The sequence below is a fragment of the Bradyrhizobium sp. Kon10 genome (assembly GCF_055807395.1).
Map to the genome: position 1 here is coordinate 1 of NZ_JBVVOZ010000063.1, position 11,063 is coordinate 11,063.

Sequence of the window (11,063 nt, forward strand, 5' to 3'; positions counted from 1 at the left end):
TGCGCAGAAGGCCGGCGCGGTATAGAGAACGCTGCCTAACAAACTCACTGTCGCTTGTCCGCAAAGCGCAAGCTTTGCACAATTGAGGCGAGATCGTCCTTGGCGAAGCGTCGTGGTAACAGGGCGAGCCCGGAACCACCAGATCTTCTCGTCGCGCTCCAACCTAAGCCTCGGAATCGATACCGGAACGAATGCCCAGCCGTCCATTTGCCTGAACCCGTTCAACGAGCCACTTGGGTGGCGTGATGCGTGGAGGAAGCAACAAGGCACGGTAAAGCTGGTTGAGTTGTTCGGCGCTGCGAGGAACGTCCGCCGAATCCAAGAGCTCGGACATCATGCGCTTGGAGTAGAAGCGCGGCTCGCGCGTGCCCTCAGCTATCTGCGCGGCCTGAGATTGACGAGTAACGGATCCATCTAATAGGCGCAGCCACACCTCACAGAAAAGCGCGTATGCATAGTGTAGGGCTCTGGTTTCTAGAGAGAGAGCAGTCTCTAAGGGCAACACGGGGAACTGTAACTCACCGATAATATCGCCCCTATCAGCCAGCTCAGAAAGGTAATGAACGGTCACTCCGAAGCTCTTGTCGTTATTGAGTATGGCATGCGTCCGCGTAAAACTACCGCGATATTGGGGTAATGGAGCCGGATGGAGATTAATTCCTCCTCGATCAAAGCGCGCAAGCGTATGAGCGGAGAAGATCTTGGGCCAAATCACGCTAACAAGAAAGCTTCCGTGGCAGGAAATGTCGTCGATTGACTCGAAATAGGGTATTCCATATCGGTCTGCGACTTCCCAAAGCTCTTCGGCGGTTTCGTCGCTCCACCACGTTTTCTCGTTTCGGTTTGCACCGAGAATTGCCGAGACTGCACCTTTTCCGCAGGTTTCGATGATAAACAAAATGCAACGGGTTGCGAGTCCCCTGGTGCCAACAAATACCACCCCCTTATCTATAATGGACATTCCGGACCTCAACAGCGATGATCGGGCAATCCCGCTAGTCAGCACGCCGGCCGACGTCGTAAGATGCATCACAAACTTCCTCCTCTTCGGGAAGCTTGCACACCGTATGATCAACTTAGTTCGCATCATCCGACGAGACCATAAACTACCATTTCTAGCAGCTTGAAAAGCCTCGATCGCAGGGCAACGCTGCACCACACCCGTTCGCTGAACACATTGTCCCAGCGAGCGCGGTTGCGCTCCGTGCGGTTGCTGGCGAGCGTGAAATCCTATTATGAATGATACACCAAACGACAAAAACGCAGACCTAGCCTGCTGGACTCAGTCTGTCACGGTTCCAAGTGCTGTCCGGCATCACTCAAGATCGTCAGGTAGATGTTGAACAGCGTGTACTCCCGAGTCTCCAGCCAAGTGCCCATCAGCAGCGGGACGATCACGTTTCGCGGCATCACCAAGCGATTCGGTTCGGTCGTTGCCGTTGATGGGATCAACTTGGAGGTTCGGGCTGGCGAGTTCCTCTCGCTTCTAGGCCCATCAGGTTCGGGCAAGACCACATTGTTGATGATGATGGCCGGATTCGAAACGCCAACGTCTGGTTCCATCGCCGTGGCCGGGCGAGACATCACGCACGTCGCGCCCAATCAGCGCGCTATCGGTATGGTGTTCCAGCGCTACGCCCTTTTTCCGCACATGACCGTCGCCCAGAACGTCGCCTTTCCACTCAGAATGCGCGGCGTGCTCAAAAAAGAGATCGCCCCCCGCGTCGAGCGCGCGCTCGCGCTCGTACGCTTGCAACACTATGATGCCCGGATGCCAGGCCAGCTCTCCGGCGGTCAGCAGCAGCGCGTCGCGGTGGCGCGCGCGCTGGTGGTTGAGCCACCGGTGTTGCTGATGGACGAACCGCTCGGCGCGCTCGACAAGAAGCTGCGCGAGGAAGTGCAGATCGAGATCAAGAAGCTGCATGAGAGGCTCGGGATCACGATCATCTACGTGACTCATGACCAGGAAGAGGCGCTGACGATGTCCGATCGAATTGCCCTGATGGACAAAGGTAAAATCCAGCAGGTCGGAAGCCCAACAGCGCTCTACCATGCCCCCAACAGCTGCTTCGTCGCCGACTTCATAGGCAAAATGAACTTCCTGAACGGCTACGTGCAGGCAATCGAGGGAGCTCGACTGTATATCCTTGTCGCTGGCGACATCGTCGGAATCCCGCGCTCGCAGCTCGCGCCCGGCACAGCGCTTGTTACGGGGCAGCCAATTCGGATCGCCGCGCGTCCCGAAAGCATCGCTGTTACGGAGACCTCTGCGGGCTCGATTTCCGGCGAAATCGAGACGTCCGTCTTCCTCGGCTCGCAGCGCAAGCTGATTGTGCGAACCGATGACGGAACGCAGCTTCAAATTCTGGTACCGTCTGACTCTCGCGCCTACAATGAGCCGAGGCGCGGCCGGATTCATTTCACAATCGATGCGACAGCCGTCCGCCTGTTTCCGCGCGAGGTCTGAGCATGGAATTCTCGGCCAATACCTCGTCCGACAAATCGCACGCCGGGCAGCTTTCGCGTGGCCTGTCGATCGGTTTCGCTTTGCCGCTTGTTTTGCTGCTCGGTTTCGCTTTCCTCCTGCCCATCGGCAAACTGCTTCTGGGCAGCGTCTTCGCGCCGGGGGCCACAGCCGAACACTATCTTAGGATCGCGCAGGAGCCGATCTTTTTACGCATCCTTCTGCGAACGGTCCGGACCGCCGCGGTCGTCACGATCTCTGCCGTCATGCTCGGCTATCCGGTCGCAATCGTGATGGCCCGTCTGCAGGGACTCGCCGCCGTGCTGGTCGGGGCCTGCGTTCTGGTCCCGCTCTGGACGAGCGTGCTAGTGCGTTCTTATGCCTGGATCGTGCTGCTTCAGCGCCACGGGATCGTCAACAGTGCGCTCAAGAGTTGGGGGCTGATCGACCAGCCCCTCCGGCTGATCTACACTGAGGGCGCTGTCATCCTAGCGATGACGCATGTGCTCCTACCCTACATGATTCTGCCGACCTTCTCTTCAATAAAGTCCATCCCGCCGGAGCTCGATCGCGCTGCGCGCAATCTCGGCGCCAGTTCTTGGAGGAGCTTTGTTTTCGTCACACTCCCCCTCAGCTTGCCCGGACTCTATGCGGGCGCGATCATGGTATTCATTCTCTCGCTCGGCCTCTACATCACCCCAGCCTTGGTGGGCGGTCCGCAAAACCTGACCATCGCCACACTGATTGGCCAGCAGACGACCGATATGCTGAACTGGCCCTTCGCCGGAGCTCTTACCGGCCTGCTGCTGGCGGTCACGCTCGCGCTCGTCGGGGCGTTCAAGCGATTCCTGCGTTTCGGAAAGGGCTCCTGATATGCCGCTCACGGCCTCTACCTTCTCCACGTACAGTGGCTCCGCCCGCACGAGGATGGAACGGATACGGTCCCTGCCGTTCGGACGGTGTCTTCTCAATCTTTTCGTTGCTCTGGTCTTGGCTTTCCTGCTGCTGCCCACTCTGCTCGTCGTACCGATGTCACTCGGCGAAGCTTCCTACATCCAATTCCCGCCAAAAGGCCTGACGCTAAAATGGTACCAGATCTATTTTGGCGACAGGGACTGGATGAACGCAACATGGTTCAGCCTGCGCATCGCACTGGCTACGACAGCGGCGGCAACCAGCGTCGGGATGCTGGCGTCAATTGCCATCGTGCGTGGCAAGCTGCCGGGCGCACAGGCGATCCATGCGCTGACACTCGCCCCGCTCATCGTCCCGCATATCGCGCTCGCAGTCGCACTGTATCTCGTGTTCGCGCCCCTCGGCCTCACCGGCAATTTCGTCGGGTTTGCCATTGCCCATACGATGCTGTCGGTGCCCTATATCCTGTTGACCGCGACGGCGGCGCTCCAGCGCATGGATCCCGCCCTCGAACTAGCGGCGCTCAACTGCGGCGCTTCGCGAGCCCAGAGCTTTACCCATGTCGTAATGCCCAATATTGCTCCGGGCGTTGCGGCTGGCGCGGTCTTCGCCTTCCTCGCCTCTTTCGACGAAGCGACCGTCGCCTTCTTCATCTCGGGCATCGAAGGCAAGACGCTCACGCGCAAGCTTTTCGAGGACATCGACTATAACCTGACACCGGTCATTGCAGCCGCATCGACCGTCATGGTCGTCCTGTCGCTCGTTTTGATGGCCGGTGTCGAGTGGCTGCGCGCACGCAGTACGACCTCGATGTAGAGTGCAACAAGCCCGACCAGACCTCCACGGCGAATTGTACATCGCCAGAGAGGCACCGCATGACCGGCAGGATGCAATTTCAGGCGCGTTGATTAATCTAGCATTACAGTTTGCTTTTTCTTGAAGATTCTGAATCCATGGGTGACCATGATTCGGGATCTGATAATTGGTGGCGCGTCGGCTGAAGGGACGCTGACGCTGTGGGCTTCGTCGTTGCGAGAAGCCAAGCAACGCATCCGTCCGGTGTTTACGCAGGAGCGGGTCGCGGCCTCGGCGGGGCAATTTCTCGACGGACTGTTTGGCAACAAACAGCGCAAGACGGGCTGGATGCGGGCGGAAGCGGCCAGCGATACAGGGCCGTGGCGCCAGCAGGCGATCCTGGGTCGGGCGCTGCGGGATGCCGACGCGTTACGCGACATTGTGCGTGAGTACGCCCTGGAAACGCTCGGCGATGAGGGCGCGATTCTGGTCATTGATGAGATCGGCTTCTTGAAACAGGGCAAGGCCTCGTGCGGGGCCGCACGCCATTACACTGGCTCGGCGGGCAAGATCACCAACTGCCAAATCGGAGTGTTCGCCTCCTATGTGCGCGGCATGGCCATGCCTTCGCGCGCTCTGTCTGCCAAAGGGTGGACGGAGGAACCCGCTCGCCTCAAAGCCGCGCATGTACCAAGCGATGTGGACTTTGCGACGAAGCCCAAGATCACGCGTCGCATGATTGCTCGCGCGATCGCCGCCCTTTGCCCGCCTCCCGTAGCAGGGTTTCAATCTCGCCCGCCCATACAGGCTGTCCGCCGCCACGAGGAGAACGGTATCTTGCGGAGGGACAGACGGCGCGCCAGGCCTTCTTGGGAAGGCTCTGTGCGATCGCGGAGGCGCTGCCGGCGACAGGCTGCTGCTCGTCCCAGGAACGAAACATGTGATTGGAAGCAATGCCCAGAACATAGCCGTCGAGATCGGCCAAGTTAAGATAGCCTCAGTCGTGCCAGCGTAGGTCCATTGCTGAACGACCTTTATCCCAGCTATGCGCAAAATCGGCGTTTCGAACCATATGGCCTCGATCGAGGGCCTGCACCTTAAGAACGGCATGAAGGTGTGCCGCGAAGGAGCACGATGTTCGCGAGGGCTAAGGACCATCGAAAGCCTTTCGCGCTAACTTGAGAGATTGCTCGACATTCCCATGCTGCCAATGCTGCACGCCTCCTTCAGAGCTGGCACTGGTAATTTAAAAGCTTTGACATAGTGGCAGCGCCTGATGACGCGTTTGGCGGCGCCGGTCTCCGGCTTCGTAATACCATGCGCCTATTGCTGCTTCTATCCCAAGGGAGGACCGCGCGACGCCGCCTTTGCGGAGAAACCGACGATAAATCGCTGGGTTATCGTGCGTTCGAACTCTCCCGTGCGAACTCCACTACATTGTAGAGTCAACGCCTTGACCGGACGACAGAAGCGGCGCCATGGCCGTTCCAAACAGGTCTGCCATGTTCATCATCTCTTCCTACTCCGATGGCCAGAGGGGCGCTCCTTCCTTGGTACAGCGAATGCTGACCGGGAACGACCTTTCTTTAGCCCGGCTTGCCTCCGCCGACGCGCAGATAGGCGCCGGCGACGTAACTAGCCTGATCGGATAGAAGCCATGCGATCGCCTCTCCGATCTCCTCGGGCTCAGCGACGCGGCCGATTGGAATCTCGGCTGCGGCAGCTTCGAGCACGGCGGCATCGGGCATCTCAGTGCGGGTCGCGCCGGGGCTCACCGTGTTGACGCGGATGCCTTCGCCCGCGAGCTCCTGGGATAGACCGAGGGTCAGGCAGTTGAGTGCGGCCTTCGAGACCGCATAGTGGATCTCGACATTGGGAGCGCCGCTTGTGGACAGCCCAGACGAGACGTTGACGATGGCGCCCCCCTGTCCGCCGCTCTGCAACGACATGCGCGGGATTGCTTCGCGGATGCAGGCCATCGCGCCGAAGAGGTTGACGTCGAAGACCCGCCGGACGACCGCATCGGGAACGTCGACGTAACGTCCGCGCATGGCTACGAGGCCCGCGCAGTTCACTAGTCCGCGCGGCCTCCCCAGCTCGGCGTCGCAGCGAGCGAACAGTTCCACGACGGCGCCTGCATCGGTGACGTCTGCTTTGATAGCGGTCGCCCGTCCGCCTGACGCAACGATCCCTGCAACGAGGGCATGGGCCGCGTCGTCGGCAGCGACATAGTTCACCGCGACCGCCCAGCCGCGCTGCGCAAGCAAACGGGAGGCGGCCGCGCCGATCCCCCTGCTGCCTCCGGTCACGATAGCAACCGCACGGCCTGCATCCTCGGTCATTTGCTGAGCAGATCCATTACGCGGCGGGAGATCATCTCTTGATTATCGGCGATCCACTTCGCGTCCAATTCGATGGTTTTGCTCCAATTCTCCGGATTGGTCGGCATCGAGCCCCACTGCGCCTCGCTAAGATATTCACGGACTGCCGCGCTGGGAGTTGCAACTCCGACGTCCTCAGTGAATGCCGCATGTTCCTTGGGGTTGTGCAGAAAGAATTCGAGAAAGCGATAAGCGGCGTCGCGGTTCGGCGTATCGCGCACGATGCCCCAGTACGTAATATTCTGAATCGACTGCTCATAGGAAAGCCGCAGCGGCACACCTTGCGCGATAGATGGCACGACGCGGCTGACCCAAAGCAAGCCCATCACTGCGTCGCCATCGCGCAACGCAGCCTGGCTCTGCTCGCCCGTGCTCCACCAAACGGAGACATGTGGTTTAATCTCTTCCAGCTTGCGGAGGGCACGCTCGACGTCCAGTGGGAACAACTGTTTCTGTGGAACACCGTCGGCGAGCAGGGCGACGATCAGCAACCACGGATGGGCTGAGGGTGTGCTCGGCAGGGTTCGCGGACCTGGAAAGGTCTTTAGATCCCAGAAATCAAACCAATTCTTTGGCTCCTTCCCCTTGAAATGCGTCGTGTTCCAGGTCAGCACCCCCGCTCCAATGCTTCGCAACACGCCGTGCGGAGTGCAGGTGTTGGGCAGTTGGCTCTCCTTTGCGACGGGTATCCGGGCGCACTCGATCGGCTCGAGCAGTTCCTGATAGCGACTAATCAAATCTTCAGGAAAGGCGGTCACCACATCCCATTCGGTGCTTCGGGCCTGCCGCATGGCCGCGAGGCGCGCCCACTGCGGCCCGAGGCTTGCGCCGACTGGCGCGATGCGGATTGCGGTTCGCATCGTGAAAGGCTGATAGAAGTGTCGCTCCAGAGCTCGCTCAAAGGTCCCGCCGCTCGTGACAACCACCAAAGGCCGCTGCTGCGCTTGGCTGCCGGCGCCAAACACCATCAGAGGCGCCGCGACGATTGCCGCAAGCCTCAGACTACCGTTCATCGGACCGCCCCTCTTTAGCGCGGTTGCTCTCGCGCCGGCTAGGCTGTGCCAGCGCGGCAATCTCACGCGCGCTTGTTGTCTCGATATCCAAGACAGCATGGAGGAGCCGCTCCGACTGATGGCCGCCAAGACTTGGCTCCACCAATACGTGGAACTTGCGCGCGATCTCATCAGGCCCGAAAGGCGGCCCTCCCGGCGCTCCCCCCGGAATCTCTGCATAGCCTTCGCGAACGGATCCATCGGTCAGCATAACCTTCAACCTGAACGGCAGCAGCGACCGCCCGAAGAAAGCGTCGTCCGCACCCGAAAGGAGCGAAAGAGAAACCTTCGCCGCCAGTCCCCGCGCTTGCGGCTCTTCAAGCGCGCTTTCGACCAGACCCTCGGCAGAGGACCGCCCCAACAGCTCGAGCGCGATCAGCAGGGGAAGATGAAACTGCGCTTCGATGATTGTATCCGGCCACTTCCCGGCGAAGTCGCGCACGATTTCCCCAAAGGTTGCGACCTCGATGCGAGCAACTTTTGCCGGTTCAATCGGCTGTTGGGCCGCCAGTGAGCGAAGGACATCCAGCGCCGGATGCACCCAGCGACAGCAGCCGTAGGGCTTGCAGCCGACCTGCATCAGTCGGAACTCGGAGCCCAGCGCTCGAATCATTTCAACGCTATCATACTGGTCCGATCCCGCCATACGCCAGAAGCCGGTCTCGCCATCGAAGATGTCGCGGCTTCCGGCAAAGCCGCGCGCGGCGAGCGACCCGGCCGTGACCGCGCCCATCGTTGCCCAACTGTAATTGTTCTTCAGCCACGGCATCGGGCGGCCGTGAAACTTCCGCAGGAAGGGCACCGGCGCGTGCTGGGCCGTGAGGCCGAAGACATCGCGCGTTGCTGCGGGCGACAGACGATGAAGGCGCGCGACCGCGCTGGCCGCACCATAGATCTGCCATGTGGCGAGGCCGAGAACAGCGGCGGCGCGCTCCAGCGAGGGCCGGATTGCAGTCCCCAATCGCAAGGACATCTCGTAACCTGCGATGATCGCCACCAGCAGTTCGCTGCCAGGCCGATCGAGCTCTTCGGCTACCGCGATCGCACCAGGGATCACCGACGTTCCCGGATGGCCCAATCTGACCAGGGAATCGTCGAAGCTCAGCAGTGTCGCCGCATAGGCGTTGACGGCGGCCGCCTGCGGAGCAGGCAGACGCGTCGATCGGCCGAGCACCGCTGCCGTAGGCCTGCCCCCATGGCTTTCTTGATACTCGAGGAAGCTGGCCGCTATGGCCGTCTGGCCACCGGCGATGGCGCAGGCGACATTGTCCGCAACAAGCCATTTCGCCCACGCTATGACGTCTGGGGGCAGGTCCTCGTACCTGATCCTTGATACATAGTCTGCGACCTGTGCCGTCACACAGCTTCCCGTTACAGACTTCGCACCGGGATGGGACGCGTCATCCAGGACACCAATCGCCCTCACCCGTCCAGAAGTCGGGATTTCGGTCGATAGATGATGCTGCTGTATCAAGGGCAGTCTCCATGCTGATCCAAGGTTGCTTCGTTGGTGGGGATAGCATCGGCACGCTCGCAGCCCCTTTAGCGCTGCTCCTCTGGGGCTGGACCAGGTTAGCTAACATGCTGGGCGCGAAGCGGCGGCGATACGCCTGATGCCCATCTGTCATGACCATCGATTAAGCTTCTCATCTCCTCACCGGTGGTCCAGAAAAGCCACTCGTCGTCCACAATATCCTCCGCTACAAGCCGCAGGACTGACCCACTACGTTCAGCGTGCGGTACATCGTAGACGCGTTTATCTATCGACCAGCGCCCGGCAAGTCCGCACCGAAAGTCAGGAGCCCACATGGCGAGGGACACACCTGCCATTATTCCCGCCATAATTTTTACTATGCCTTGTCCCCTGAAATCTGATCGCACCCAAATGTCTCCGTGATAAACTACCCTTCCGGTGATCCGCCATGCGCTTGGTGCCTTGCAGATGCAGCGATCCTGAGGATGTGCATGTTTGGCTGGGTCTGCATAAAAGAACTTCAGGGATTGGAGATGTTCGGCAAGGTTGCTCTGCGAGAGGTCATATAGCCGCGCCGCCTCAACAAGAACGACCTCATTATTCTTATCTACACCCACCAGCCAGTATCCCTCGCCTGCCTTGATCGGCGAGCGGTCCGGCTGAAACATCGGATACGTCTTTCCTTTCGTTGGAGTAGCTTCTGTTATCGAAACATACTCATGAAAGTCGAATCCTATCGAAAGATTGATGCCCTTTTGAATGGCTGCCTCGTCGTACGACTGAATGAATCGTGAGACGTGCAAGGGGTTGACCAAGCCTTTCATCGCTATACCTGTCTCCTGTCCGCGTGTGCCGTACGGTAGGTCACAATAGCTGAGCGGGGAGCGTCGGGAGACTACCTACTCTGGGGGGCGTAGTTTGCGATGTGCGTGCTGGCCTCTCCAACACAGGCCGCAGCATCTCTTCGAGCCGCCGCACAGTGCGTACAAATGGGTTCGGCGGATGCAGGCCCCCCACTCCCAACATCAGGTCTGCCAGAAAGACACTCTGGCACCATCTCACACTCTGCCATCGGGCCGTTGACAGGGTCTTTCGCACTGCTCACCGCTAAGATGCGTATCCGTTAGAAGATGTTCTAAGACTGCATGCTGAGGAACAGCAGCGCCGCTCTGCACAAATGAGCGAGCGACCATCCTTCGGCTGGCAGGATCGATTTGCATAGTGTGGATCACTATGCTCACGTGTTATTTCCAGAAACGACTGACGAAGCGCAGCTGCTCCAATTTGGAGGATCCGCCTGGATTGGTTCCGCTAGTTCAGTCTCTGGAATTGCTGACACTCGAGCGCCATACCCGGCACTACTGCAGCACCGGAGTCGCATCCCGGTCGATAGGTAATACCAAGATAGACGTGGCTCATTTTGAGAATTTCGATGCTTCAGCAGACCCGCCCTTTGACACCCCAACCGCTCCCGGCATTTTCGAGAAGAAATTGGCAAGGAGAGGCAAGGACCGATTTCTCTCTCCACAAGAGAGTTGGTGAGCCACAAAACAACAGATCATCGCGCAACCATCCAATCATATTGTCCTTCCCGGAGCGCATGAAAGCATCGCCTTGAACCAATTAGCTGCATAATTTCGGCCCTGTAAGGACTTACATTAGAAGAATTCGGCTTTTTGAGCCGAATAGAATTGTAAAGCTCCTGACGGCCAGAAAAGGAACAGCGATGAATGTTGTCGAGACCCTGAGCTACTCGGCCCTCGATGAGGCGCTTCGCGGTGCCATCGGCGCCTATGTGGCGCGCAATCCCAAGAGCGCGAAGCAGCACGCGTCCGCGTGCGAGGCCATGCCCGGCGGTAACACCCGCACTGTGTTGTTCCATGAGCCGTTCCCGTTGACGATCCGTTGCGGGAAGGGCTGCGAAGTGTCCGACGTCGACGGCCATCGCTATTTCGATTTTATGGGCGAGTACACGGCGGGCC

The 11,063-nt window shown here is 59.5% G+C and carries 9 protein-coding genes and 1 pseudogene; 5 read left to right on the top strand and 5 right to left on the bottom strand.

From position 1 onward, the window contains the following. Positions 1 to 163: 163 nt before the first annotated feature. On the bottom strand, positions 164 to 961 hold the full coding sequence (locus AC0L2O_RS35555) for a formyltransferase family protein (protein WP_473373030.1): 798 nt from the start codon (positions 959 to 961) through the stop codon (positions 164 to 166). Between the two features lie 375 nt (positions 962 to 1,336). On the opposite strand from AC0L2O_RS35555, the gene AC0L2O_RS35560 reads away from it, so the two are divergent. From AC0L2O_RS35560 to AC0L2O_RS35575, 4 genes are all read left to right on the top strand, one after another. Beyond that, positions 1,337 to 2,467 (top strand): ABC transporter ATP-binding protein, encoded by a 1,131-nt coding sequence (locus AC0L2O_RS35560; protein ID WP_473373031.1) that lies wholly within the window; start codon positions 1,337 to 1,339, stop codon positions 2,465 to 2,467. 2 nt (positions 2,468 to 2,469) lie between these two features. Continuing rightward, positions 2,470 to 3,336: an ABC transporter permease gene (locus tag AC0L2O_RS35565; RefSeq protein ID WP_473373032.1), complete on the top strand. Its 867-nt coding sequence runs from the start codon at positions 2,470 to 2,472 to the stop codon at positions 3,334 to 3,336. A gap of 1 nt (position 3,337) precedes the next feature. Further along, a complete protein-coding gene (locus AC0L2O_RS35570; protein WP_473373033.1) occupies positions 3,338 to 4,195 on the top strand; it encodes an ABC transporter permease in 858 nt (285 codons plus the stop codon). 147 nt (positions 4,196 to 4,342) lie between these two features. Then, positions 4,343 to 5,164 carry an IS701 family transposase gene (locus AC0L2O_RS35575; protein ID WP_473373038.1) on the top strand — a complete coding sequence of 274 codons (822 nt, stop codon included), beginning with the start codon at positions 4,343 to 4,345 and terminating at the stop codon, positions 5,162 to 5,164. A gap of 596 nt (positions 5,165 to 5,760) precedes the next feature. Here the strand turns inward: AC0L2O_RS35575 and AC0L2O_RS35580 are convergent. From AC0L2O_RS35580 to AC0L2O_RS35595, 4 genes are all read right to left on the bottom strand, one after another. Next, positions 5,761 to 6,516 carry an SDR family NAD(P)-dependent oxidoreductase gene (locus AC0L2O_RS35580; protein WP_473373034.1) on the bottom strand — a complete coding sequence of 252 codons (756 nt, stop codon included), beginning with the start codon at positions 6,514 to 6,516 and terminating at the stop codon, positions 5,761 to 5,763. Next, the gene (locus tag AC0L2O_RS35585; RefSeq protein ID WP_473373035.1) at positions 6,513 to 7,568 is read right to left on the bottom strand and encodes an ABC transporter substrate-binding protein; all 1,056 of its coding nucleotides are present in this window, start codon (positions 7,566 to 7,568) and stop codon (positions 6,513 to 6,515) included. Before AC0L2O_RS35585 ends, AC0L2O_RS35580 begins: the two co-directional genes overlap by 4 nt. Beyond that, complete coding sequence (locus tag AC0L2O_RS35590) at positions 7,558 to 9,081, bottom strand: MmgE/PrpD family protein (RefSeq protein ID WP_473373036.1); 1,524 nt, start codon at positions 9,079 to 9,081, stop codon at positions 7,558 to 7,560. Before AC0L2O_RS35590 ends, AC0L2O_RS35585 begins: the two co-directional genes overlap by 11 nt. 98 nt (positions 9,082 to 9,179) lie before the next feature. Further along, positions 9,180 to 9,905 (bottom strand): hypothetical protein, encoded by a 726-nt coding sequence (locus AC0L2O_RS35595; RefSeq protein ID WP_473373037.1) that lies wholly within the window; start codon positions 9,903 to 9,905, stop codon positions 9,180 to 9,182. A gap of 902 nt (positions 9,906 to 10,807) precedes the next feature. On the opposite strand from AC0L2O_RS35595, the pseudogene AC0L2O_RS35600 reads away from it, so the two are divergent. After that, positions 10,808 to 11,063: pseudogene (locus AC0L2O_RS35600) on the top strand (aspartate aminotransferase family protein); the annotation flags it as partial.